Annotated in this window: 20 protein-coding genes and 2 tRNA genes; 7 read left to right on the forward strand and 15 right to left on the reverse strand. The window is 72.2% G+C overall.

Annotated features, from left to right (window positions below; genetic code table 11):
- The first annotated feature begins 5 nt into the window (after positions 1–5).
- Together lpdA and ACGFMM_RS28610 are read left to right on the forward strand one after the other, a co-directional pair.
- Positions 6–1409 carry a dihydrolipoyl dehydrogenase gene (lpdA, locus tag ACGFMM_RS28605; RefSeq protein ID WP_393649348.1) on the forward strand — a complete coding sequence of 468 codons (1404 nt, stop codon included), beginning with the start codon at positions 6–8 and terminating at the stop codon, positions 1407–1409.
- Positions 1410–1595: 186 nt separating this feature from the next.
- A tRNA-Ser gene (locus ACGFMM_RS28610) sits at positions 1596–1680 on the forward strand.
- Between the two features lie 22 nt (positions 1681–1702).
- On the opposite strand, the gene ACGFMM_RS28615 is transcribed toward ACGFMM_RS28610, so the two are convergent.
- The 9 genes from ACGFMM_RS28615 to ACGFMM_RS28655 form a co-directional block, all read right to left on the reverse strand.
- Entirely contained in the window at positions 1703–2509 is an 807-nt protein-coding gene (locus tag ACGFMM_RS28615; protein WP_393649349.1) for an HAD family hydrolase, read from the reverse strand.
- Positions 2506–3783: a serine--tRNA ligase gene (gene serS / locus ACGFMM_RS28620; RefSeq protein WP_393649350.1), complete on the reverse strand. Its 1278-nt coding sequence runs from the start codon at positions 3781–3783 to the stop codon at positions 2506–2508. Before serS ends, ACGFMM_RS28615 begins: the two co-directional genes overlap by 4 nt.
- Before the next feature lie 546 nt (positions 3784–4329).
- Entirely contained in the window at positions 4330–5265 is a 936-nt protein-coding gene (pheA, locus tag ACGFMM_RS28625) for a prephenate dehydratase (RefSeq protein ID WP_393649351.1), read from the reverse strand.
- Positions 5266–5310: 45 nt separating this feature from the next.
- Positions 5311–6564, reverse strand: a complete 1254-nt coding sequence (efeB, locus tag ACGFMM_RS28630) for an iron uptake transporter deferrochelatase/peroxidase subunit (protein ID WP_393649352.1) — start codon at positions 6562–6564, stop codon at positions 5311–5313.
- Between the two features lie 24 nt (positions 6565–6588).
- Positions 6589–8562 (reverse strand): copper resistance CopC/CopD family protein, encoded by a 1974-nt coding sequence (locus tag ACGFMM_RS28635; RefSeq protein ID WP_393649353.1) that lies wholly within the window; start codon positions 8560–8562, stop codon positions 6589–6591.
- 21 nt (positions 8563–8583) lie between these two features.
- Positions 8584–9039, reverse strand: coding sequence for a copper chaperone PCu(A)C (locus ACGFMM_RS28640; protein WP_393649354.1), 456 nt, complete (start codon positions 9037–9039; stop codon positions 8584–8586).
- Positions 9036–9743 carry an SCO family protein gene (locus ACGFMM_RS28645; RefSeq protein WP_393649355.1) on the reverse strand — a complete coding sequence of 236 codons (708 nt, stop codon included), beginning with the start codon at positions 9741–9743 and terminating at the stop codon, positions 9036–9038. The genes ACGFMM_RS28640 and ACGFMM_RS28645 overlap by 4 nt, the downstream gene beginning before the upstream one ends.
- A 43-nt stretch (positions 9744–9786) precedes the next feature.
- Positions 9787–10554, reverse strand: coding sequence for a YcnI family protein (locus ACGFMM_RS28650; RefSeq protein ID WP_393649356.1), 768 nt, complete (start codon positions 10552–10554; stop codon positions 9787–9789).
- 100 nt (positions 10555–10654) lie between these two features.
- The gene (locus ACGFMM_RS28655; protein WP_393649357.1) at positions 10655–11575 is read right to left on the reverse strand and encodes a hypothetical protein; all 921 of its coding nucleotides are present in this window, start codon (positions 11573–11575) and stop codon (positions 10655–10657) included.
- A 206-nt stretch (positions 11576–11781) separates the two neighbouring features.
- On the opposite strand from ACGFMM_RS28655, the gene ACGFMM_RS28660 reads away from it, so the two are divergent.
- Positions 11782–12234 carry an ATP-binding protein gene (locus ACGFMM_RS28660; protein WP_393649358.1) on the forward strand — a complete coding sequence of 151 codons (453 nt, stop codon included), beginning with the start codon at positions 11782–11784 and terminating at the stop codon, positions 12232–12234.
- A 63-nt stretch (positions 12235–12297) separates the two neighbouring features.
- Here ACGFMM_RS28660 and ACGFMM_RS28665 read toward each other — a convergent pair whose 3' ends face one another.
- Entirely contained in the window at positions 12298–13755 is a 1458-nt protein-coding gene (locus tag ACGFMM_RS28665) for an aminopeptidase P family protein (protein ID WP_393649359.1), read from the reverse strand.
- 162 nt (positions 13756–13917) lie between these two features.
- On the reverse strand, positions 13918–15432 hold the full coding sequence (locus ACGFMM_RS28670) for a PP2C family protein-serine/threonine phosphatase (RefSeq protein ID WP_393649360.1): 1515 nt from the start codon (positions 15430–15432) through the stop codon (positions 13918–13920).
- A 330-nt stretch (positions 15433–15762) separates the two neighbouring features.
- Between ACGFMM_RS28670 and ACGFMM_RS28675 the strand changes: the two genes are divergently transcribed.
- Both ACGFMM_RS28675 and ACGFMM_RS28680 read left to right on the forward strand, forming a co-directional pair.
- Positions 15763–16446, forward strand: coding sequence for a bifunctional DNA primase/polymerase (locus ACGFMM_RS28675; protein ID WP_393649361.1), 684 nt, complete (start codon positions 15763–15765; stop codon positions 16444–16446).
- A 192-nt stretch (positions 16447–16638) separates the two neighbouring features.
- On the forward strand, positions 16639–17208 hold the full coding sequence (locus tag ACGFMM_RS28680) for a hypothetical protein (protein ID WP_393649362.1): 570 nt from the start codon (positions 16639–16641) through the stop codon (positions 17206–17208).
- A 229-nt stretch (positions 17209–17437) separates the two neighbouring features.
- On the opposite strand, the gene ACGFMM_RS28685 is transcribed toward ACGFMM_RS28680, so the two are convergent.
- The 3 genes from ACGFMM_RS28685 to ACGFMM_RS28695 all read right to left on the reverse strand — a co-directional run bounded on the left by ACGFMM_RS28685 (position 17438) and on the right by ACGFMM_RS28695 (position 20206).
- Positions 17438–18406, reverse strand: coding sequence for a DUF5926 family protein (locus tag ACGFMM_RS28685; RefSeq protein ID WP_393649363.1), 969 nt, complete (start codon positions 18404–18406; stop codon positions 17438–17440).
- Between the two features lie 294 nt (positions 18407–18700).
- Entirely contained in the window at positions 18701–19300 is a 600-nt protein-coding gene (locus ACGFMM_RS28690) for an ATP-binding protein (RefSeq protein WP_393649364.1), read from the reverse strand.
- A 99-nt stretch (positions 19301–19399) separates the two neighbouring features.
- Positions 19400–20206: a glycerophosphodiester phosphodiesterase gene (locus ACGFMM_RS28695; protein ID WP_393649365.1), complete on the reverse strand. Its 807-nt coding sequence runs from the start codon at positions 20204–20206 to the stop codon at positions 19400–19402.
- A 275-nt stretch (positions 20207–20481) separates the two neighbouring features.
- Between ACGFMM_RS28695 and ACGFMM_RS28700 the strand changes: the two genes are divergently transcribed.
- Positions 20482–21972, forward strand: a complete 1491-nt coding sequence (locus ACGFMM_RS28700; protein ID WP_393649366.1) for a S1C family serine protease — start codon at positions 20482–20484, stop codon at positions 21970–21972.
- A gap of 10 nt (positions 21973–21982) precedes the next feature.
- On the opposite strand, the gene ACGFMM_RS28705 is transcribed toward ACGFMM_RS28700, so the two are convergent.
- The gene (locus tag ACGFMM_RS28705; RefSeq protein WP_393649367.1) at positions 21983–22582 is read right to left on the reverse strand and encodes a hypothetical protein; all 600 of its coding nucleotides are present in this window, start codon (positions 22580–22582) and stop codon (positions 21983–21985) included.
- A 348-nt stretch (positions 22583–22930) separates the two neighbouring features.
- On the opposite strand from ACGFMM_RS28705, the gene ACGFMM_RS28710 reads away from it, so the two are divergent.
- Positions 22931–23015: transfer RNA gene (locus ACGFMM_RS28710), tRNA-Ser, on the forward strand.
- The last annotated feature ends 124 nt before the right edge of the window (positions 23016–23139 follow it).

Below are 23139 nucleotides of genomic sequence, written 5' to 3' on the forward strand. Positions count from 1 at the left end.
CAGCCATGTCAGACCGCTTCGACGTCGTAGTACTCGGAGCAGGCCCCGGCGGCTACGTCGCCGCCATCCGCGCCGCGCAGCTCGGCAAGCGGGTCGCGGTCGTGGAGGAGAAGTACTGGGGCGGTGTCTGCCTGAACGTCGGCTGCATCCCCACCAAGGCGCTGCTGCGCAACGCCGAGCTGGCCCACATCTTCAACCACGAGGCCAAGACCTTCGGCATCAAGGTCGACGGCACGGTCTCCTTCGACTACGGCGAGGCCTACCGGCGCAGCCGCACCGTCGCGGACGGCCGCGTCAAGGGCGTCCACTACCTGATGAAGAAGAACGGCATCACGGAGTTCGACGGCCGCGGCACCTTCGTCGACGCGAACACCCTGCAGCTCGCCCTCTCGGACGGCACCACGCAGACGATCACGTTCGACAACTGCATCATCGCCACCGGCGCCACCCCGAAGCTGCTGCCCGGCACCGCCCGCAGCCCGCGCGTGGTCACCTACGAGGAGCAGATCCTCGCCGACGACGTGCCGCAGTCGATCATCATCGCCGGCGCCGGCGCCATCGGCATCGAGTTCGCGTACGTGCTGCACAACTACGGCGTGAAGGTCACCATCGTCGAGTTCCTGGACCGGATCGCCCCGCTGGAGGACGAAGAGGTCTCCAAGGAGCTGGCGAAGCAGTACCGCAAGCTCGGCATCGACGTCCTCACCTCGACCCGCGTCGACGCGATCGACGAGTCCGGCCCGCAGGTCCGCGTCACCGTATCCGGCAAGGACGGCGCGCAGAAGGTCCTGGAGGCCGACAAGGTCCTGCAGGCCATCGGCTTCGCGCCGAACGTCTCCGGCTACGGCCTGGAGAACACCGGTGTCGCGCTGACCGAGCGCGGCGCGATCGACGTGGACGGCCGCTGCCGCACCAACGTCCCGCACATCTACGCCATCGGCGACGTGACCGCGAAGCTGATGCTCGCGCACACCGCCGAGTCCATGGGCGTCGTCGCCGCCGAGACCATCGGGAACGCCGAGACCATGGAGCTCGACTACCCGATGATCCCGCGCGCCACCTACTGCCAGCCGCAGATCGCCAGCTTCGGCTGGACCGAGGCGCAGGCGCGGGAGAAGGGCTACGACGTCAAGGTCGCCAAGTTCCCGTTCACCGCGAACGGCAAGGCGCACGGACTGGGCGACGCCACCGGCTTCGTGAAGATCATTGCCGACGCGAAGTACGGCGAGATCATCGGCGCCCACCTGATCGGCCCGGACGTCACCGAGCTGCTGCCCGAGCTGACCCTGGCCCAGCAGTGGGACCTGACGGTCAGCGAGGTCGCCCGCAACGTGCACGCGCACCCGACGCTGGGCGAGGCCGTGAAGGAAGCGATCCACGGCCTGGCCGGCCACATGATCAACTTCTGACGTCGTCAGGAGCGGTAAGGGGCGGTGGACATGGTCCACCGCCCCTTACGCATGTCTGTACGGGTAATTCGTTGGCACCCGAACACCCGGGAGGCGCACACTCGACGCAGGCCGGCGCTTTCGGAACGCCGCCGGGGCGGTCGCTTCGAGCGCGCGGTTCTCCGAGACCGCGCGGACCGCCCTCACGGAGGATTGGCCGAGTGGTAAGGCAGCGGCTTGCTAAGCCGTAGTCGGGGTCTTCCCCGCGCGCGTTCGATCCGCGCATCCTCCGCGCAGCGCAGCGCCCTAAACCTTCAGAGCAGCGGCTCCAGGAAGACCGCGATGCCGTCCTCCTCGTTGGAGGCCGTGATGTCGTCCGCGACCGCCTTCAGGTCGTCGTGCGCGTTGGCCATCGCCACGCCGCGCGCCGCCCAGCCGAACATCGGGATGTCGTTCGGCATGTCGCCGAAGGCGATCGTCTCCGCCGCCTTCACGCCCAGCCGGCGCGCCGCCAGCGACAGGCCGGTCGCCTTGCTCAGGCCCAGCGGCAGGATCTCCACTATCCCCGCGCCCGCCACGACGACGTCGACCAGAGCGCCGACGGTCCTGCGCGCGGCCGCGGCCAGCTCGTCGTCGGAGAGCGTGGCGTGCTGCACGTACATCTTGTTCAGCGGGGCCGCCCACAGGTCCGCCGGGTCCTTCAGCGGCACCACCGGCAGCGGTCCCTCCTGCACCCGGTAGTCAGCGCTGACCAGCACCTCGCCGTCGAGCCCGTCCCGGCTCGCGGCCAGCGCCAGCGGGCCGACCTCGGCCTCCAGCTTCGACAGCGCCAGGCCGGCCAGCTGCCGGTCGAGCGTCAGCGAGGTCAGCAGCCGGTGCTCTCCCGCGTGGTAGACCTGCGCGCCCTGTCCGCACACCGCAAGCCCCTCGTAGCCGAGGTCGTCGAGGATGTGCCGGGTCCAGGGCACGGAACGGCCGGTCACCACGATGTGGGCCGCCCCGGCCGCCGTGGCGGCGGCCAGAGCGTCACGCGTACGGTCCGAGACGGACTCGTCTGCGCGCAGCAGCGTGCCGTCGAGGTCCGTCGCGATCAGGCGGTACGGGAAGGCGCCGGCACTCACTTGGAGATCGGCTCCAGGACCTCACGGCCGCCCAGGTACGGCCGGAGGACCTCCGGCACGCGCACCGAGCCGTCGGCCAACTGGTGGTTCTCCAGGATCGCCACGATCGTGCGCGGCACGGCGCACAGCGTGCCGTTCAGCGTCGCGAGCGGCTGCACCTTCTTGCCCTCGCGCATGCGGACGGACAGGCGGCGGGCCTGGAAACCGTCGCAGTTCGAGGCGGAGGTCAGCTCGCGGTACTTGCCCTGGGTCGGGATCCAGGCCTCGCAGTCGAACTTGCGCGAGGCGGAGGCGCCCAGGTCGCCGGTGGCCACGTCGATGACCTGGAACGGCAGCTCCAGGCTCGTGAGCCACTGCTTCTCCCAGTCGAGGAGCCGCTTGTGCTCGGCCTCGGCGTCCTCCGGCGCGACGTACGAGAACATCTCGACCTTGTCGAACTGGTGGACGCGGAAGATGCCGCGGGTGTCCTTGCCGTACGTGCCGGCCTCGCGGCGGAAGCAGGGCGAGAAGCCCGCGTACCGCAGCGGCAGCTTGTCGGCGTCGACGATCTCGTCCATGTGGTACGCCGCGAGCGGGACCTCGGACGTGCCGACGAGGTAGTAGTCGTCCTTCTCCAGGTGGTACACGTTCTCCGACGCCTGGCCGAGGAAGCCGGTGCCCTCCATGGCGCGCGGGCGGACCAGCGCGGGCGTGAGCATCGGGATGAAGCCGGCCTCGGTGGCCTGCGCGATCGCCGCGTTGACGAGCGCGAGCTCGAGCAGCGCGCCGACGCCGGTCAGGTAGTAGAAGCGCGAGCCGGAGACCTTCGCGCCGCGCTCGACGTCGATGGCACCGAGCGCCTCGCCGAGCTCCAGGTGGTCCTTGGGCTCGAAGCCCTCGGCGGCGAAATCGCGGATGGTGCCGTGGGTCTCGAGGACGACGAAGTCCTCCTCGCCGCCGACCGGGACGTCGGGGTGGACGAGGTTGCCCAGCTGGAGCAGCAGACGGCGGGTCTCGTCGTCGGCGTCGTTCTGCTCGGCCTCGGCGGCCTTGACGTCGGTCTTGAGCTGCTCGGCCTTCTGCAGGAGCTCGGCGCGCTCCTCCGGGGTGGCCTTGGGGATCAGCTTGCCGAGCGACTTCTGCTCGGAACGGAGCTCGTCGAAGCGGACGCCGGACGACCTGCGCCGCTCGTCGGCGGAGAGCAGGGCGTCGACGAGTGCGACGTCCTCTCCACGGGCGCGCTGGGAGGCGCGAACACGGTCGGGGTCCTCACGGAGCAGGCGAAGGTCAATCACCCCACCAGGCTACCGGTGCGCGATCGGCCGACCCCACCCGATATGGCTTTGCGTGTCGCTTTGCCCGAATTGCAACTATTGGGAAACTCTCCGTATTCGCCGTTAGCGGCGGGGGGGGGGTGGTGATCAATTCACTTCTCCACAGGAAGCGGGGCACCCGCTTCCTTATCCACAGGCTGTGCGGAACTTCTGTGGATCGCTGCGCGGATCTTGAAGATTCCTCGTCGAGGCCCGGTAATTCGTAGATCAAACCCCATTTCGACACTCCTTCGAGTGGGAATTGCTCGCTCTAAAGAGTTGATCGACGGAATGAGGCTGACACGGGCGGAGTGCAGTGCTGTGGGCGGGTGTGGAGTGACTGGGGTGATTTGTCGACGATGGCGGCTTCGCATATCGACTTGTCCCCAGGTCGAGCAGTGAGCCTGTGGATAACTTTGTGCGGGGTGGATAAATATGCAGGTAGGACTAGTGGTCCGTACCTGTGGACGAAGGGAGGCGCCACCGCTGCCGGCGGGGCACGATCGGGGCAGGTCGACGCAGCGAGCGTCAGGCCCGCCCGTCCTGGGCCCGAGCCAGCCAGTCGGAGGCAGCCATGAAGTCGTCGTCGGACGTCCCGGTCCGCAGCGGCCGCACATCTTCCACCGCCACCCCCGCCCGCGGGTACGAGCCGAGGAAGCGCACGTTCGGGCAGATCCGCTTCAGGCCCATGAGCGCCTCGCCGACGCGCCGGTCCGCGATATGCCCCTCGGCGTCCACCGCGAAGCAGTAGTTGCCGATGCCCGCGCCCGTGGGGCGGGACTGGATCAGCATCAGGTTCACGCCCCGCACCGCGAACTCCTGGAGCAGTTCGAGCAGCGCGCCCGGGTGGTCGTCGCCCAGCCACAGCACCACCGAGGTCTTGTCCGCACCCGTCGGCGCCGCCGGCCGGGCGGGCCGGCCCACCAGGACGAACCGGGTCTCGGCGTTCTCCGCGTCGTGGATCTCGGTGACCAGGGCCTCCAGCCCGTACGTCGCCGCCGCGAACTCGCCCGCGAAGGCGGCGTCGAACCGGCCCTCCTGGACCAGCCGCGCCCCGTCCGCGTTGGAAGCCGCCGACTCCCACAGCGCGTCCGGCAGGTTCGCCCGCAGCCACTTGCGGACCTGCGGCTGGGCCACCGGGTGCCCGGTCACGGTCTTCACCTCGGACAGCTTGGTCCCGGGCCGGACGAGCAGGGCGAAGGCGATCGGCAGCACCACTTCGCGGTAGATCATCAGCGGCCGGCCGGAGGCGAGCTCGTCGAGGGTCGCGGTCACCCCGCCCTCCACCGAGTTCTCGATCGGCACGAGCGCCGCGGCGGCCTCCCCGTTGCGCACGGCGTCCAGCGCGGCGGGCACGGAGACCATCGGGACGAGCTCGCGGGTCGCCGCCTCGGGCAGCGTCCGCAGCGCGGCCTCCGTGAAGGTGCCTTCGGGACCGAGATACGTGAACCGGGTGGCTGACATACCGGTCACCCTAATGGGCGCGAGGAGGCGACGGAGGCAGAGGCGCTACGACTCCAGAAGCCGCTGGCCCACGTACTCGCCCCGGTCCGGGCCACCGGGGACGGCGAACAGACCGCTCGACTCGTGACGGATGAAAGGAGACAGGGCGTCGCCCCGGTCGAGCTTCCGCTGGACCGGAACGAAGCCGCGCAGCGGGTCGGCCTGCCAGCAGATGAAGAGGAGCCCGGCATCGGGGGCGCCGTCCGCGGCGATCCCGTCGTGGAAGGAGAACGGGCGCCGCAGCATTGCCGCACCGCCGTTCTGTTCGGGGGCGGAGATCCGGGCATGGGCGTTGTCCGGGATGACGAGCTTCCCGTCGGGGCCGAACTTGTCCAGATCGAGCTTCGTCGTCTCGGTGCCGCCGGTGAGCGGGGCGCCGTCAGCCTTGCGGCGGCCGATGACCTGCTCCTGCTTCTTCAGCGGCAGCTGCTCCCAGTCGTCGAGCAGCATCCGGATCCGGCGGACGACCGCGTACGAGCCGCCGGCCATCCAGGGCTGGGCTCCGCCGGCGGGGACGAAGATCCGCCGGTCGAAGTCGGGCTCGGTGGGCTTGGGGTTGTTGGTGCCGTCGACCTGGCCCATCAGGTTGCGCGCGGTCATCGGGCCGGCGGTGGCGCCGGGGGAGCGGTTGAAGCCGTTCATCTGCCAGCGGACCCGGGCCGCCGAACCGGCGTCCTTCTGGAGCGCGCGCAGGGCGTGGAAGGCGACCAGGGCGTCGTTTGCGCCGATCTGGACCCACAGATCGCCCTCGGAGCGCTTGGGGTCGAGGGCGTCGGAAGAGAAGGAGGGGAGCGGGTCGAGTTCGACGGGCCGGCGGGCGGTGAGGCCCGTGCGGTCGAAGAAGGTACGGCCGAAGCCGAAGGTGACGGTCAGGGAGGAGGGTCCGGCGTCGCGGGCGATGCCGGTGTCGGCGGCAGGGGCGCGGCCCGCCATCAGCTCGGCGGCGGTCGCGGACCAGCGGCGCAGCAGGGCGGCGGCCTCCTTGCGGCCCGCGCCGGGGGCGAGGTCGAAGGCGATCAGATGACCGCGGGACTGGAGAGGAGTGGTGATGCCCGCCTGATGTTTCCCGTGAAACACGACCTCGGTCGAGCCGACCGTGGAGAGCGCGGGCGATGAGCCGGAGTCCCGGCCGGCGGCGGCCGCGTACACCCCGGCGCCGCCGGCCGCGCCGAGGGCGAGGCCGGCCGCTCCCGCGGCGCCGGCGGTGCCGAGCAGCCGGCGGCGGGAGAGCTCGGGCTTGTCGTCGGTGGCCCGGGACACGGGGCCGGATTGTGCAGTCACGGGTCAGCCGATCTTCACGGTCTTGTCGATGGTGGTCTGGTCGATGTCGGAGGTGCGCACCGTCACCTGCATCAGCCACTCGCCGGGCATCGGGATCTGGACGCTGCCGGCGCTCCAGTGTCCGGTCTGGACCCGGTCCGGGGTGATGGGCAGGGGGCCGATCTCCTTTTCCTTCAAGGTGAAGGCGACCTTGATCTCGGGGACGTCGAGCGGCCGTCCGTCGGGGCGGTCGACGAAGAGATGGAGGGCATTGGCCCCGGAGCGGCCGGGGTCGAGGGTGAGCCGGACGGTGCCCTTGCCGTCGGGGCCACCGGTGTCGAACGGCAGCCGGACGTCGAGCGGCCGGTCGGGCACGGCGGTGGAGCCGGACGTGGACGCCGCGCGGCCGGCCTCCTGCTCGGTGCGGGCGGGCTCGGTGGAGGTGAGCACGGTGGTGACGGCGAGGAGCACGACGGCGACGGCGGCCTCGGTGAGCACGGAGCGCCGCAGCCCGCTCCGTACGGGGTCGGCGTCCCGGATCCGCTTCTTGCGAGCAGTGGCGACAGCCGCCCGCTGCCGAGCGAGCTGCGCGGCGCGCTCGGGGTCGCGCTCGGGGGCGGGGTCGGGGTCGCGATCGGGGTCGACATCCGAGTCGGGGTCGGCGGACTCTGCCGGCTCTTCGGACTCTGCCGGCTCTTCGGACTCTGCGGGCTCATCGGAGTCCGCGGAGTCCACGGGCTCCTCCTGGCTCGGCGTCGGGGGCGTGAGCTTGGCGGTCCATTTGCGGGAGAGCCAGGCGACGGCGACGAGGAGGGCGACCAGGCCGATCTTGAGCAGCAGCAGCCGGCCGTAGGAGGTGCCGGTCAGGGCGGACCAGGAGCCGACCTGACGCCAGGACTGGTAGAGCCCGGTCGCGGCGAGGACGACGACGGAGCCGAAGGCGATGCGGGAGAAGCGCCGGACGGAGGTGTGCTCGATGTCGGGGGAGCGGTAGAGGGCGACGAGGAGGGCGGTGAGTCCGCCGAGCCAGGCGGCGACGGCGAGGAGGTGCAGGATGTCGACGGGCATGGCGATGCCCGGCTGGAGTCCGGTGGAGGCGTGTTCGGCGAGGGCCCAGGTGCCCGCGATGCCGGCGGCGACGACGGTGCCGCCGAGGGCCAGCCCGAAGGTGAGGTCCTTGCGTTCCTTCTCGTCGGTGCGCTTGGTGTACGCACCGAACAGCACGGCGACGAAGAGCGCGGCGGCGCCGAGCAGCATCAGCCGGGAGATCAGGGCCGCGCCGGTCTTGGTCTCCAGGACGGCCTTGAGACCACCGAGGTCGAAGACGTCGGCGAGTTCGCCGGAGCCGGTGTAGGGCCCGCGCAGCAGCAGCATCGCCAGCGTGGCCGCGGTCAGAGTCAGCCAGCCCCGGACGACGAGCCGCTGGACGGGGCGGACGCTCGCGCCGCGGGGCCAGCAGGCCAGGACGAAGGCCGCGCCGCCGGCGAGGACGACGAAGCCGGCGTAGGCGAGATAGCGGGCGATGCCGTAGAGGACGCCGACCGGGCCGCCGCCGGCCTCGCGGTCGGGAAGGGAGACGGACGTCTGGGAGGGGGCGCCGATGGAGAAGGTGAACGCGCCGGAGATGGGATGGCTGTCGGCGGAGACGGTGTGCCAGGCGACGGTGTACGTGCCGTCGGGCAGACCGGCGCGCAGGCCGACGCCGTACCGGACGAGGGCGCCGCTGCACAGGTCGCGGATCTCGCCGGTGTCGATCCGCTTGCCCGAGGGGTCGAGGACGCGGATGGAGTCGTCGCCCATGGCGACCTGCTCGGAGAAGGTGAGGTTGACCTCCTTGGGGGCGGCGGCGACCACCGCCCCGTCCTTGGGATCGCTGCCGGTCAGAGCGGCGTGCGCGCTCGCCGGCGCGGCGCTGGCCAGCAGCGCGCCGAGGAGGGCGGCGGCGACGAGGAGCAGCCGGGCGAGGGCGGCTCCGAGGCGCGGGGCGGTGGTCGTCATGGTGTGAGTCCCTCAGTCAGCTCAGTGCTTCTGCGGGTTGTGGTTGGGCGCTTCGACGGGGAGTTCGACCGTGATCGGCTCGGACTTCTCGAAGTGGAGCTGGATGCTCACCTTGTCGCCCTGCACGGGCTTCTGCTTGATGTTCATGAACATGATGTGGTTGCCGCCCCGTTCGAGGTTCAGCTCGCCGTTCGCAGGGATGTCGAAGGACTTCACCTGCTGCATCTTCTGGTTCTTCGTCTCGTGGATCTGGACGTCGTCGGAGAGCGGGCTGGTGACGGAGGTGAGCTTGTCGGCGGCGCCGCCGGTGTTCTTGATGGTCAGGAAGCCGCCGGCCATGTTCATCACGGGCTGGGGCATGAACGCGCCGCTGACGTCGAGCTTCGGGCCGTCGTCGGCGGAGGAGGTCGAGCAGCCGGACAGGGCGAGCGCGGCGGCGAGGGCGACGGCGGACAGGGCGGTGGTGCGGCGGGTCACGGGTTCTCCCCCTTGATGAGCTTCGGCAGGTCGGCGAGGTACTGGTCGGCCGTGGTGTCCTCGCCGTACAGGACGTAGCCCTGGTCGGTCTTGGGCGAGAAGGCGATGACCTGCGCTCCGTGCATGGAGACGACCGAGCCGTTCTTCTCCTTCTTCGGCGGGTCGATGCCGATGCCGAGCTGGCGGGCGCCGGCCTGGATGGCGGCGAACTCGCCGGTGAGGCCGGTGAAGGAGGGGTCGCCGGCGGCGGGCAGCCACTTGGCGAGTTCGGCGGAGGTGTCCCGCTCGGGGTCGGTGGTGACGAAGACGACCTGGAGCTTGTCCTGGTCGGCCTGGGGGAGCTTCTTCTTGGCGATGGCGATGTTGCTCATCGTCAGGGGGCAGACGTCGGGGCAGTGGGTGTAGCCGAAGTAGATGAGCGTCGGCTTGCCCTTGGTCATGGCCTTGAGGTCGTACGGCTTGCCCTTGGTGTCCGTGAGGACGAGGTCGGGCTTGGCGAACGGCCGGTCGAGGACGGTGGCCGCCTTGGCGCTGTCGGCGGTGCCGGAGACCTCGGCGACGGAGCTGCCGGCGCCCTTGTCGTCCCCGCCGCCGCAGGCGGTGAGGGTGAGCGCGGCCGTCGCCGCGAGGGCGGCGGCGGCCAGGGCGGTGCCGCGGCGGCGGGCCGGGCGGGTGCCGGCGACGGCGCGGTGGTGCTGGTTCATGTAACGGGTTCTCTTTCGGATGGCTCGGTGAGAGGTCCGGTCGTCAGGCGGTCGGCCGGCGGCGGGCCAGCACGCCGAAGGCGACACCGGCGGCACCGACGAGGATGCCGACGACGCCGAGCACGCGGGCGGTGTTGTCGGTGGAGTCGGCGGCCTCGGCGTGCGCGGCGGCACCGGCCTTGTGGCCCTTGTCGGCGGTCTCGGAGTGGCCGGCGGTCTTGCCGTCGCCCTTGGCCACGCCGCCGCCGTGGTGGTCCTCGGTGGCGGCGCTCAGCTTCAGCACCGGCGCGGGGTACTGCGGCTCGGCGGCGCCCTCCTTGGGCTCCTCGATCCAGCGCACGACCTCGTTGTTGTCGTACGTCTGCAGGGCCTTGACGACGAGCCGGTCGGTGTTCTCGGGCAGCCGTCCGAGCGACAGCGGGAACTGCTGGAACTGGCCGGGGCCGATCTTCGCGTCGCCGGAGGCGGTCCAGGTGACCTTGGAGACGGCCTCGGTGATCTTCTTGCCGTGCAGGTCCAGCGGCTTGGCGAGCTTGGTCCGGGTGACCTCGGCCTTCCAGCCGGGCACCGGCTGCGGCATCACGGAGGCCAGCGGGTGGTCGGCGGGGAAGTTGACCTCGACCTTCACCGTGGACGCGTTGTCCCGCTCGTTGGGGACCTTGACGTTGACGGTGGCGTAGCCGCCCTTGGCGGCCTCGCCCTGCGGCTGCACGCCGACGTGCGCGAAGGCCGTGCCGGAGAGCAGGACGGAGGAGGTGAGGGCGAGCCCGCCGGCGAGGGCGGCGCGGGAGAGGTACGAGGAACGCTTCATGACGGTGACACTCCAAGTCGACGGTCGGTGATGAGGTCCGGCGCGCGGACACGGGGCAGCGCGCGGACGCCGCGGCCCCCCTTCTGTCGGGTGGACCGCGTCAGGCCGCGAGAACGCAGGCGCCGGCCGGCGGGCCGCGCCGGATCACGGTGTGCTGGAGTGCCTCGGCCGTCGTCGGCGGCGAGGAGTCGTCGGCGGTGCGCGCGGGGCCGCCGGGCCCGGAGGCCGGCAGTCCGGGCAGGCCGGCGAGGAGGGACCGTACGAGGGTCAGCGCGGCCCGCAGGTGGCGGACGAACGCGGCTTCGGCGAGCCCCGTCGCCCCCTCGGCGGAGAGCCGTCCGAGGCGGCCGAGCCGTCCGAGCGCCAGGTCGCCGTGGCGCAGCAGCCAGCCCGTGGCCAGCGCGGCCAGCAGGTGGCCCAGCAGCATCGGCAGGGACGGTACGAGTTCGGCGCCCGTCAGCGCGCCGGCGGCGCCGTCCGCGCCCGTGGCACCGATCGCGCCGAGCCCGTGGTGCAGATGCCCCGCACCGCCGGCCCCGCCTCCGGCCCAGCCCCCGGCCCCGCTGCCGGACAGGCCGACGGTCCCGCCGGCCGCCACGCGTGCCGGGTCGAGCCCGGCCGCGGTGACGATCCGGGCCGCGTCGGCGGGGCTGAGGGCCACGGACGGGCCCGCCCCGCAGGCGAGCCGGGCGGCCATGCGGATCAGCGCGGCCTCGGACTCCGCCCCTGCGGCCAGCCGTTGCTGCGCGAGCTGACCGAGCCCGAACAGGGCGTGCAGTGCGAGCTGACCGGTCGCCAGCGCCCCCGCGACCGCGGGCAGCGAGCGTTCCCGGCCGGCGAACGGCAGGATCAGCACGAAGACGCCGAGCATGCCGGCGGCGACGGTCCACAGCGCGATGCCCGCGCAGGCGGCCAGCGCGTGGCCCAGCGCGGACAGCACGACGCAGACCGCGGTGAACACCGCGGCCCTCAGGAGCCGTGGGGCGGCTCCGGTGTGTGCGGCCGGCGTGGAGGCAGACATGGCGGGGCTCATCATTCCACCCCCCTCCCCCGGCGCTCACAGCAGGTCCGGAAGATCATGTTTTGCCGCCACCGGTCCGACATACACCCGTGTGCGGGGGCCTGGGTATCCGCCGTATGAGCGCTCTCACGGACCGGTGGGGCTTACGAAGCGTGGCGGGGGGCAATACGTAGGGGTACGTCGAGCCGCGGCCGGGAGGGTGGAGCATGAGCATCTGGTGGTCTCTCCATCTGCGGCGCGAGGCTGCGAGCGTGCCGCTGGCCAGGAGACTCCTGCTCGGCACGATGGAGACGGCGGGCGTCGACCCGGACGTGTCCTACGAACTGTCGGTCGCATTGACCGAGGCCTGCGCCAACGCGGTGGAGCACGGCGGCGCCGAAGGACGGGGCCGGGGCTCGGAGGCGTACCGGGTCACCGCGTATCTCGACGGCGAGACCTGCCGTATCGAAGTGGCCGATTCCGGTCCGGGGTTCTCCATGGACGCGCCGCCGGAGCGGTTCGCTCCCGCCCCCTCGGACGCCGAACACGGCCGGGGGCTCCGGCTGATCGAGGAGCTCGCCGACCACGTGCACTTCGGCCGTACGGGCCGGGGCGGGGCGCTGGTCAGTTTCGACAAGATCGTCAAGTGGCGCGCGGACGCCCCCTTGGCACTGACCTGAGCCGTCCTACGGCAGAGCCCCCGCCGACCGCAGTCGGCAGGGGCTCATGACCGTACGGAGACGTCAGCCCTTCAGCTCCGCCATCCACGCCTCGACCTCGTCCGACCGGCGCGGCAGCGCGGCGGACAGGTTCCGGTTGCCGTCCTCGGTCACGAGGATGTCGTCCTCGATCCGGACGCCGATGCCCCGGTACTCCTCCGGCACCGTCAGGTCGTCGGCCTGGAAGTACAGGCCCGGCTCGACGGTCAGGCACATGCCCGGCTCCAGCGTCGTGTCGACGTACGCCTCGACGCGCGCGGCGGCGCAGTCGTGGACGTCCATGCCGAGCATGTGGCCGGTGCCGTGCAGGGTCCAGCGGCGCTGCAGACCGAGCTCCAGGACGCGCTCGGCCGGGCCCTCGACGAGGCCCCACTCGACGAGCTTCTCGGCGAGCACGCGCTGCGCGGCGTCGTGGAAGTCACGGTAGGCGGCGCCGGGCTTCACCGCGGCGATGCCGGCCTCCTGCGCCTCGAACACGGCGTCGTAGATCTTGCGCTGGATCTCCGAGTACCGGCCGTTGATCGGCAGGGTGCGGGTGACGTCGGCGGTGTACAGCTCGGTGGTCTCCACGCCGGCGTCGAGCAGCAGCAGCTCGCCGGAGCGGACCGCGCCGTCGTTGCGGACCCAGTGCAGGGTGGTGGCGTGCGGGCCGGCGGCGCAGATGGAGCCGTAGCCGACGTCGTTGCCCTCGACGCGGGCGCGCAGGAAGAAGGTTCCTTCGATGTAGCGCTCGCTGGTGGCCTCGGCCTTGTCGAGGACCTTGACGACGTCCTCGAAGCCGCGGGCGGTGGAGTCGCAGGCCTTCTGCAGTTCGGCGATCTCGAACGCGTCCTTGACCAGGCGGGCCTCGGACAGGAAGATCCGCAGCTCCTCGTCGCGCTCGGCGGTGACCTTGTCGGTCAGGGCCGCCTCGATGCCGGCGTCGTGGCCGCGCACGGCGCGGACCGGGCCGGTGGCCTCCTTGAGCGCCTCGGCCAGCTCGCGGACGTCCTTCGCCGGGATGCCGAGCAGCTGCTCGGCCTCGGTGAGGGAGTGCCGGCGGCCGACCCACAGCTCGCCCATGCCGTCGAGCCAGAACTCGCCGTTCTCGCGGTCGGAGCGCGGCAGCAGGTAGACCGTCGCCTTGTGGCCGTCGGCCGTGGGCTCGAGGACGAGGACGCCGTCGTGCGTCTGGTCGCCGGTGAGGTACGCGTACTCGGTGGAGGCGCGGAAGGAGTACTCGGTGTCGTTGGACCGGGTCTTCAGGTTGCCCGCCGGGATCACCAGACGCTCGCCGGGGAAGCGCGCGGAGAGCGCGGCACGGCGGGCGGCGGTGTGCGCGGCCTGCGGGATCGGCTCCAGGCCGTGCAGTTCCGTGTCGGCCCAGCCGGACTTCATGTTCTCGGCCAGCTCGTCGGACACGCCCTGGTAGAGACCGTTCTTGCGCTGCTTGATCGGCTCCTCGGCCTCGTCCGGGGTCTCCGGGGTGAGCTCTTCGGCCACGGTCCGCCTCCTTTGGTACGACACTGAACCAACCCCATCGTACGGTCGTGCGGAAGGGGGCCCAGGGTCGTTGGACCTGTTACCGACGAGTCGCCTGTCACCCGACGGGCCGCCCGGCCCACCCGGCGCGGCTGGGCAGGTCCACCCGGCGCGGCTGCCGGCTCAGTCGAAGCGGGCCGCGAGCAGGACCACGTCCTCGCCCTCCACCGGCCGGTCGAGCTCCTCCGGCAGCATCGTCCGCAGCACGTGGTCGGCGACCGCCCCGGGGTCCTCGCGGTCGGCCTTCGGGACGCTCGCGGCGGCGGCGTGCAGCCGGGCGAAGGCCCGGTCCATGGGGTCGCCGGTACGGCGGAGCAGCCCGTCGGTGTAGAGCAGCACCGTTTCTCCGGGCTCGGGCGCGAACTCCACGCTCGGCGCCTCCCAGCAGGAGAGCATCCCGAGCGGCGCGGACAGCGAGGTCTCCACGTACTCGGTGCGGCGCTCGCCGACGATCAGCGGCGGGGTGTGTCCGGCTCCGGCCAGTACGAGTTTGCGCAGGCCCGGCTCGGCATAGGCGAAGAGCGCGGTCGCGGTGCGGGCCGGCTCGGTGAGCCGGAGCAGCAGCTCCAGGTCGGACAGGACGGCGACCGGGTCCTCGCCCTCCATGACCGCGTACGCCCGCAGGGAGGCGCGCAGCCGGCCCATGGCGGCGAGCGCGCTGGGGCCGCTGCCGGAGACGGAGCCGACGGCCAGGCCGAGCGCGCCCTCGGGCAGCGGCAGCGCGTCGTACCAGTCGCCGCCGCCGCGCGGATGGGTGCGGTGCCGGGCGGCCAGCTGCACGCCGGGGACCCGGGGGAGGCGGCTGGGCAGCAGCTCCTCGGTGACGGTGGCGATCTGGGCGCGGGCGCGCTGGAGCTCGACGAGGCGGGCGAGGTGGGCGGCGGCGTAGGTGACGTAGTGGCCGATGAGGTGGCGCCGGCGTTCGTCCGGTTCGGCGGGCTCGTCGTACAGCCAGACGACCGCGCCGAGCCGGCCGGCCGTACCGGACTCCCCCGTGGCCGCGGACCCCTGCCCGTCCAGCGGCAGGGCGTAGCTGGCCGCGTAGCCGAGCCGGGCGGCGACCTCGCGGTGGCGCGGGTCGAGCCCGGCCTCGGCGAGCAGGTCGGGGTGGGCGCCGGGGTCCGGCAGTCCGTCGAGGATGCGCCCGTACGAGGTGGCGCTGCGCGGCACGGTCTCGATGCTGCCGAGGTCGGCGTGGGCGAGGCCGAGGCCGACGGTGGTGGCGGGGCCGAGTCCGTCCGCGGGTTCGAGGACGGCCATGCCGCGGCGGGCGCCGACGAGCGCGGAGCCGGCGCGCAGCAGCTCGGCGAGGGCGTCGTCGAGGGTGGCGGTCCTGACCAGGCGGTCGATGAGTTCGTGGAGGGTGGTGAGGTCGGAGACCCAGCCGGCGAGCCGGTCCTGGATCAGGGCCCCGGGCGGCGAAGGGGCGACGACGTCGTCGGGAAGGGGGCCCGCAGTGTGAGCCGGGCCGGGGACCGTGGAGTCGATTCCGGCCACTTTCGGCAGGCGGGGGGCGCTCATGGCCGCCGACTTTCCGACGGGTGCGTTTCGTGCCTGAGCATCGCAAACCCCCATGTCAATCTGCGCCGCCAGCAATGCATCCACATGTACACGCACCCGATGAGGGATGTCCAGCATTGTCCACGCGGGACTTGTGGTGTCCGTGAGTGTTGATCTCGGGGCTAACTTGGCCGAAAATTAACCCCGCTGCGCACCTTTTGCGGTCGACTGACGTCGTTTGAAAGAGCGTTGAGTCGAAGCCGTGTCGGGTACGTACACGGTGATGGCCCTTGCCGCCACAGGCGAGAGCGGGCGCAGATCTTGCGCAGCCTCGCCACGCGTCAGATGAACGACGAGCCCGACTCGGCCCCGGTTTCCAGGGGTGGCGAAGCGCTGATACGCACAGTGAACAGATCCGCACGTGGTGTGATGTGGACCTCGGCGTTCAACGGAAAGGAACGAGCGCTCATGCGCGAGATCCTCGGAAGGCGACGCAGGCTCCGGTTCCGGCGCACGGGAAGGACCGAGCAGCTTCGGACGGCGCTGACCTGCGCTGTCGACTGGCAGTGGCCCGTGCTCCCGGGCGTGGGACTCAAGGCGGCCGGGAGCCGCGGTGACCGTGGGCGCGGCTGCGCCTGCCCCGACCCCGAGTGCGTCGTCCCCGGCGCGCACCCCTTCGACCCCGGGCTGCTCGCGGCCTCCACCGACGAGCGCATGGTGCGCTGGTGGTGGACCAACCGCCCGGACGCCCCGGTGGTGCTCGCCACCGGCGGCCGCGCGCCCTGCGCGGTGAGCCTGCCGGCGGTCGCCGGCGCGCGGGCGCTGAGCGTGCTCGACGGCTGGGGCATGCGGCTCGGCCCGGTGGTGGCCACGCCGACGCGGCTGGCGCTGCTGGTCGCGCCGTACGGGATGGAGCAGCTCGGTGAGCTGCTGTACGCGAAGGACTCCGTGCCCAGCTCGCTGAGATTCCACGGCGAGGGCGGCTATCTGATGCTGCCGCCGTCGATGGTCGGGTCCGGGCAGGTGCGCTGGGAGCGGGCCCCGCTGCCCGGTTCCGCGCGGCCGTGGCTGCCGGGCGTGGAGGCGGTCGTGGACGCCCTGGTCGACGCGAGCGCGAGCGCGCCGGGCGGCGGGAGCCGGCTGGCGTACTGAGCGGGGCTGCCGGGGTGCCCCGGTGTCCGGCGCGGGCGTCCGGGGCGGCGTCTCGCCCAGGGATGCGGCCCCGTCACCCGTACGGGTGTGAGCGGGGCCGAGTTGTACGGGAATCGGGCGCACGGCGGCCCGGGGCGGCGCAGCCCGTGGCTATCGTCGGGGCGGCAGCGTCGCGACGGCACAGGTGGGGCCATGAATCTGCGGGTGATCGGACTCGGAGCCGCCGTGGCGTGCGCGGTACTGGTGCCGCTGGTGGCGTTCGCGGGGGAGAGCGGCAGCGAGCGGGCGGGACTCCTGTCGGTCGTGGGGAAAGGCGCAGGGAAGGGCGAGGGCGCGGGGACACCGGCGTCCGAACCACCGGCGTCGGAGCCACCGGCCCCCGCCCCGGCCACCTCGCCGGCCTCCGCCGCTCCCCCGCCCCGTAACTCCGTCTGCGGCCCGGAACTCACCTCCCCCGACGGGATCGAGGCGCAGACCTGCGTCCTGAGGGAGGGCGCGGAGACCTGGGGGCGCACGTACTACCGCAACGCATCCGGCCAGGAGCTGGCCGCGGTGCTCACTTTGATGTCCCCCGGAGGGCGGACCGTGCAGATGCATTGCGCGGTTTCCGCGGCCGACGAGCCGGGCGCCTGTGAAACTCCGCGAGAACGCACGAGAGAGCCGGTTTCGGAGTACAGCGCGGTGGCGGAGTTCGCCGGCGCGGGTGAGGGTGACACGACTCCGCTGCTGTTGCGGTCGGGAAGCAACGCGCCTGCGGCGTAGGGGAGTTGATCGCCCGGGGGCCGGTACGGCCGATCGCGGGCATGAGAAGGCCCGATCGCTGGCGACGGGGGATGCACCAGCGACCGGGCTTCCAGAACGGTAACAAGAGATCTGCCGTTCGCAAATTCGATCTCGGTAATTCAGTCAGGTATTCGCCGAGCCGGGGCGGCGTGTTGTGGCGGAGGTCACCGACTGGTCGGTCTGTCAGTCCCGCCCGCCGCCGGGCGGCTCAGCTCAGCGTGACCTGACGGTTCGTGAGGCCGCCGCGGGCGCGCCGCTGCTCCGCGGTCAGCGGGGCGTCCTCGGCGAGCGCCGAGGCCAGCCGCTCGGCGAGCTCGGCCGCCGGCTTCTCGCACTCCTCCGCGCCCATCTCGCTGGGCAGATCCCAGACCGGGACCATCAGGCCGTGCGCCCGGAAGGAGCCGACGAGGCGGGTGCCCTCGCCCAGCGAGGAGGTCCCGGCCGCGTGCAGCCTGGCCAGCGCGTCGAGCAGCTTCTCCTCGGCGTGCGGCATGACCCAGCGCAGGTGGTTCTTCTCCGGGGTCTCGCACCAGTACGCGGCGTCGACGCCGTTCAGCCGGACCGTCGGGATCGCGGCGGCGTTGGCGCGCTCCAGGGAGGCGGTGACCTCGGGAGAGGCGTTCTCGCCGGACTCCGGGACCCAGAACTCGAAGCCCTCGTGCACCTCCGGCGCAAAATCGACGTCCGCGTCGAGCAGATCCTGCAGGCGCGGGCCCTCGGCCGGCACGCGGCGGGCGGGCACCGGGGTGCCGGGCTCGGTCTCCAGGGCGCGCTGGAGGGTGTCGGCGAGATCGCGGGCGAGGTCGCCGGAGGAGGACTCGTTCTGCAGCGCGAGGAGGATCGAGCCGTCGTCGCGGCGCAACGCCGGCCAGGCCATGGGCAGCACGGTCGCGAGCGTCACGGACGGGACGCCCTCGGGCAGTCCGCCCTTCAGGGCGAGCGGCGTGGTGGCGGCGGGCACCAGCTCGCGCAGGGCGACCCAGTCGCACTCGCCGTTCAGCCCCTCGAAGGGGCGCTGGACGTGCTGGGTGGCGGCCTGCGCGGCCGCCCGCCCGTGACACGCCTTGTAGCGGCGACCCGAACCGCACGGGCAGGGCTCACGTGCCCCGACGACGGGGATCTCTCCGTCGGTCGGCTGCGGCGTGACGGCCTTCGTCTGGGGGCGCTTCTTGGCCATGGTGTGGCTTTCTCCCGATAGCGGCGGTGCGTTCTCCGCCGCGAGCCTAGTCCCCCGGGGCCCGCGCGGGGGCGACGTCGGCGGTGGCGGACGCGGTCGAGGATTGTGTACGGACGCGGTCAGGGATTGTGTACGGGCGCGGAGGCCGCGTCGTCGCCCCACCCGCCCGAACCGGCCCCCGCCCGAGGCCCCGCCGTCCGCGGGCCCTGCGGAAGCCGCACGGCCCGCGGCGAGCGGCCGCGGCTCGTCAGCCCCTCAGCCCTTCAGCCCGTCAGCCCGTCAGCCCGTCAGTCCTCAGTCCAGGTCCTCGTACGCGTCGAGGAGTTCGTAGCCCGGGCCGGCGACGCTCGACGCGAAGTCCTCGCGGCGATGGCCGGCGGCGACGAGCACCCAGACCGTCACCTCGCCGGTCGCGCTGTCCCGTACGCCCCAGTCCTGGGCCAGCGCGCTGATGATGTTCAGCCCGCGGCCGCCGCGTGCGGTGACCGAGGGCGTGGCCGGAACCGGGCGGGTCGGACCACCGCCGTCCGTCACTTCGACCGTCAGCCCGCCCGCCGCGTCCAGCCGCCAGGCCGCACGCACATCGCCGTCGCCGATCTCGGCATGTCCCAGCGGTCTGCCGTGCCGGCAGGCATTGCTGAGCAGTTCGGAAAGGATCAGTACCGCGTCGTCGACGACCGATTCGGCCACTCCGCTGCGGTGCAACTGCTCCCGCATCCGGTGCCGCGCATTCCCCACGCCCGCAGGGCCATGAGGTACGGCCATGCTCGACGACGTGGGCACCTCCTGTGCCACCACCAACGCCACCCCCGAGACCTCCTTCACCCCACGCCACGGTGTCAATGCCCCTGGGGCCTGTACCGGAAACCGGTGAGTAAGGCTCCGGTGACGCATTCGTGACGAACGATCACGTTGCGAACGCGCCGGAGCACTCCCTGTGAGGGATGTGACGTGAGAGGTGACCGTGACTCAGGGGGCTCGGGGGCTCCGGGCTCAGGCGCGTCCGAGGTGAGCCAGTACCTGCTTCGGCCGGTTCGTGATGATCGCCTCGACGCCGAGCCGGGCGCAGAGTTCGACGTCCTCGGGCTCGTCCACGGTCCACACGTGCACCTGATGTCCGGCCTGCTGGAGCCGGAGCACCACGGTGGGGTGGTGGCGCACGATACGGATCGAGGGACCGGCGATGCGGGTGGTGCCCGGCAGCCGGCCGTCCTTGAGGCGCGGGGTGAGCCACTGCGTGAGATAGACGGTCGGGAGGGTCGGCGCGGCCCGCTCGATCCGCTGCAGGGAGCGCGCGGAGAAGCTCATGACCCGTACGGGCGAGTCGTCCGGCTCGGGGTCGGCGAGGTCGAACCGCCGCAGGAGCTGGAGGAGCTTGTCCTCCACCTGCCCGGCGTAGCGGGTGGGGTGCTTGGTCTCGATGGCCAGCTCGATGCGGCGGCCGGCGTCCGCGACGAGTTCGAGCAGCCGCTCGAGCGTGAGGACGGAGGTGTACTCGCGGTCCCCCCAGTCGGGGCTCTCGGTCGCCTCTTCGCGGCCCTTCCAGGTGCCGAAGTCGAGGGCGGCGAGGTCGGCGAGCTCGAGCGCGGAGACGGCGCCGCGGCCGTTGGAGGTGCGGTCGACGCGGCGGTCGTGGACGCAGACGAGGTGGCCGTCGGCGGTGAGCCGGACATCGCATTCGAGCGCGTCGGCGCCGTCCTCGATGGCCTTCACATAGGCCGCGAGGGTGTGCTCGGGGGCGTCCTCGGAGGCGCCGCGGTGGGCGACGACCTGGATCGTGTGCTGCCGTGCGTGGGTCACCGCGACATGGTGTCATCCACGGGGCGGGAGGCCCATGGGCGAGGGGGTGCTGAGCGACAAGGGGTGGGCTGGGGCGGGTTGTCCGCCCGGCCGTTCTTCCGATCGCCCGTCGACTGTCCGTCGACTGTCTGCCGACCGTCCGTCGACTGTCCGTTATGCCCGGGATAAAGGATCCTGGGTGAACGCACAGGTCCCGCTTACAGTGGCCTGACGGCCGGTGGGAAAAGCTTGCGCATGGACAGACGACGACCGGTGTAGTGACTGAGGAGTGAGCTGTGAGCACCGAGAACGAGGGCGCCAAGGTATCGGCGGATTCGAGCGCCCCGTCCGCACCTCCTGCACCTCCCGTTCCACCGACGCCGGACGCCGCTGCTCCGACGGCGGCGGAGCCGACGAGCGAGCCCGGGCACTCCCCCCGGCCCGAGCCCGCCACGGCGCCGCTGCCGCCGATCCCGCCCGCACCGACGCAGGCCCCGGCCCCGGCAGGAGCACCGGCCTCCGCTCCCGCTCCGGCCGCGGGCTCCGCGTACCAGGAGTCGGGATGGCCGCCGCCCCCGCCGGCCACCCCCGCGTACGGGGCGGCCGGCGGCGGTGGCCCGGTCTGGGGCGCGCCCACGCCGGCGGCCCCCGGGCCGCAGTCCCCGCGCCGGCGGACGGGCGGCATGGTGGCCGCGGTGCTCGCGGCGGCGCTCCTCGCGGGCGGCGTCGGCGGCGGCATCGGGTACTGGGCGGCCGAGCGCAACGACGACGGGGTCAGCTCGACCACGGTCTCCTCGGGCAACTCCCCGGCGGACTTCAAGCGCGCGCCCGGCACGGTCGCGGCGGTGGCGGGCAAGGCACTGCCGAGCGTGGTCACGATCCAGGCGAAGGCCGGGGGCCCGGAAGGCGAGGGCGGCACGGGCACGGGCTTCGTGTACGACAAGGAAGGCCACATCCTCACGAACAACCACGTGGTGGCCTCCGCGGCGGACGGCGGCACGCTGTCGGCGACGTTCTCGGACGGCAAGACGTACGACGCCGAGGTCGTCGGCCGGGCGCAGGGCTACGACGTGGCGGTCCTGAAGCTGAAGAAGGCGCCGGAGGGACTGGAGCCGCTGCCGCTGGGCAACTCGGACAAGGTCGCGGTCGGCGACTCGACGATCGCGATCGGCGCGCCGTTCGGCCTGTCGAACACGGTCACCACGGGCATCATCAGCGCGAAGAACCGTCCGGTGGCCTCGGGCGACGGTTCGGGCGGCGGCAACTCGTACATGAGCGCGCTGCAGACGGACGCGTCGATCAACCCGGGCAACTCCGGCGGTCCGCTGCTGGACGCGAGCGGTGCGGTGATCGGCATCAACTCGGCGATCCAGTCGGCCGGTAACGGCATGGGCCAGTCGCAGGCGGGCTCGATCGGACTCGGCTTCGCGATCCCGATCAACCAGGCGAAGAACGTCGCGGAGCAGCTGATCAAGAGCGGTCAGCCGGTGTATCCGGTGATCGGCGCGACGGTGAACATGACGGACAAGGGCGAGGGCGCGGCCATCGCCGAGGAGGGCGCGGGCGGCACCCCGGCGGTCACCGCGAACGGGCCGGCGGCGAAGGCCGGGCTGCGTCCGGGCGACGTGATCACGGAGTTCGGCGGCAAGCAGATCGACAGCGGCCCGACGCTGATCTCGGAGATCTGGACCCACAAGCCGGGCGACCAGGTCAAGCTCACCTACGAACGCGACGGCAAGCCGAGCACGGTCACGATCACCCTCGGCGAGCGCACGGGCGACAACTGACCGGCGCGCACTACCGGCCGAGGGTGGTCTGGGGCAGAGAGACGTAGGACGCGCGGGTGTCGGCGTCCGTGTCGATCAGACTGATCATGACCGGGTTGGGTCCGGGCGCAGCGCCGGTGAGGGCGCGGAGACGGTAGCGGCGGGTGGACGCCTCGTCCCTGGACAGAGGCGTACCGCCCGTGTGCATCGCATAGGGATACGCGTCATTGGCGAGGCGCAGTGTGGCCGAACGCCAGGTCCCGGCCGCGCCGTCCCAGCGCTCCAAGGCGTATCCGGGACCGCCCGAGCCGCCCGGCATGATCTCCATCTGGAACGCGATCAGGAGATGCCGGTAGGCGCGGGTATTGCCGTTGCGGAGGGTGACGGTGAACTCCTGTGCGGCCCCGCCGGCCTGCAGGGTGAGCCGCCCGCCGGCCGTGGCGGCGTGCATCGCGAGGTACGTCGGAGCCGGCGGCTCGGCCTTGGGCTTCGACGGCGCCGGTGCGGTGCGCGACCGGGTCGGCCGCAGACGGGGAGCAGGCGTCGACGGGGTGGGCGAGGGACTCGCCGTGGGCGTGGCGCTGAGGCTGGGGGTGGAGGCCGTGGAGGCCACGGGGGCTGTGGCCGGCATGGTCCGCGTACCTGGGCCGGAACCGGAGTCGGGACCGCAGCCCGTACACGCGGCCGCCAGGAGAGCGGCGCCTGCCATGCCGGTGACGAACGCGCGGCGACGGCGCATGTGCTGCTCCCTGGTGAGTGTCTCCTCGGCTGCCGGCGAACCTAGCCGACGCAGGACACGGCGAAGCCGAGGGAACGTAACGCTTCGGGGAGGGCCCGCGGTTGGCCGCGGCGGCGCACTGCGGACGCCCTCCGGACGCCCTCCGGACCACTCCATGGTCATCATCCGGTCGGCCATCCCCGCCGAAAGCGTCCAGCCGGTAGTCTGTAGCCCGCTCCGCAGCAGGTGAGGCGGGGCGAGGGTGGGTTGCCCGAGCGGCCTAAGGGAACGGTCTTGAAAACCGTCGTGGCGCAAGTCACCGTGGGTTCAAATCCCACACCCACCGCACCGTGAAGCGGCCCCTGACCACACAAGACGGTCAGGGGCCGCGTCCGTGTGCGTGCGCCGGGCTCGCACGCATCTAGTCGTCGTACAACGGGCCCCCGGTGTTATGCCGGTGTAGTCGGTGG

This window comes from Streptomyces sp. NPDC048604 (genome assembly GCF_043199435.1).
Lineage (GTDB): Bacteria > Actinomycetota > Actinomycetes > Streptomycetales > Streptomycetaceae > Streptomyces.

Coding starts and splice junctions, on each gene's coding strand:
- lpdA (WP_393649348.1), top strand. CDS start 6: ATGTCAGACCGCTTCGACGTCGTAGTACTCGGAGCAGGCCCCGGCGGC.
- pheA (WP_393649351.1), bottom strand. CDS start 5,265: ATGTCAGCCACCCGGTTCACGTATCTCGGTCCCGAAGGCACCTTCACG.
- ACGFMM_RS28635 (WP_393649353.1), bottom strand. CDS start 8,562: ATGACGACCACCGCCCCGCGCCTCGGAGCCGCCCTCGCCCGGCTGCTC.
- ACGFMM_RS28645 (WP_393649355.1), bottom strand. CDS start 9,743: ATGAACCAGCACCACCGCGCCGTCGCCGGCACCCGCCCGGCCCGCCGC.
- ACGFMM_RS28650 (WP_393649356.1), bottom strand. CDS start 10,554: ATGAAGCGTTCCTCGTACCTCTCCCGCGCCGCCCTCGCCGGCGGGCTC.
- ACGFMM_RS28655 (WP_393649357.1), bottom strand. CDS start 11,575: ATGTCTGCCTCCACGCCGGCCGCACACACCGGAGCCGCCCCACGGCTC.
- ACGFMM_RS28660 (WP_393649358.1), top strand. CDS start 11,782: ATGAGCATCTGGTGGTCTCTCCATCTGCGGCGCGAGGCTGCGAGCGTG.
- ACGFMM_RS28670 (WP_393649360.1), bottom strand. CDS start 15,432: ATGCTGGACATCCCTCATCGGGTGCGTGTACATGTGGATGCATTGCTG.
- ACGFMM_RS28675 (WP_393649361.1), top strand. CDS start 15,763: ATGCGCGAGATCCTCGGAAGGCGACGCAGGCTCCGGTTCCGGCGCACG.
- ACGFMM_RS28680 (WP_393649362.1), top strand. CDS start 16,639: ATGAATCTGCGGGTGATCGGACTCGGAGCCGCCGTGGCGTGCGCGGTA.
- ACGFMM_RS28685 (WP_393649363.1), bottom strand. CDS start 18,406: ATGGCCAAGAAGCGCCCCCAGACGAAGGCCGTCACGCCGCAGCCGACC.
- ACGFMM_RS28690 (WP_393649364.1), bottom strand. CDS start 19,300: ATGCGTCACCGGAGCCTTACTCACCGGTTTCCGGTACAGGCCCCAGGG.
- ACGFMM_RS28705 (WP_393649367.1), bottom strand. CDS start 22,582: ATGCCGGCCACAGCCCCCGTGGCCTCCACGGCCTCCACCCCCAGCCTC.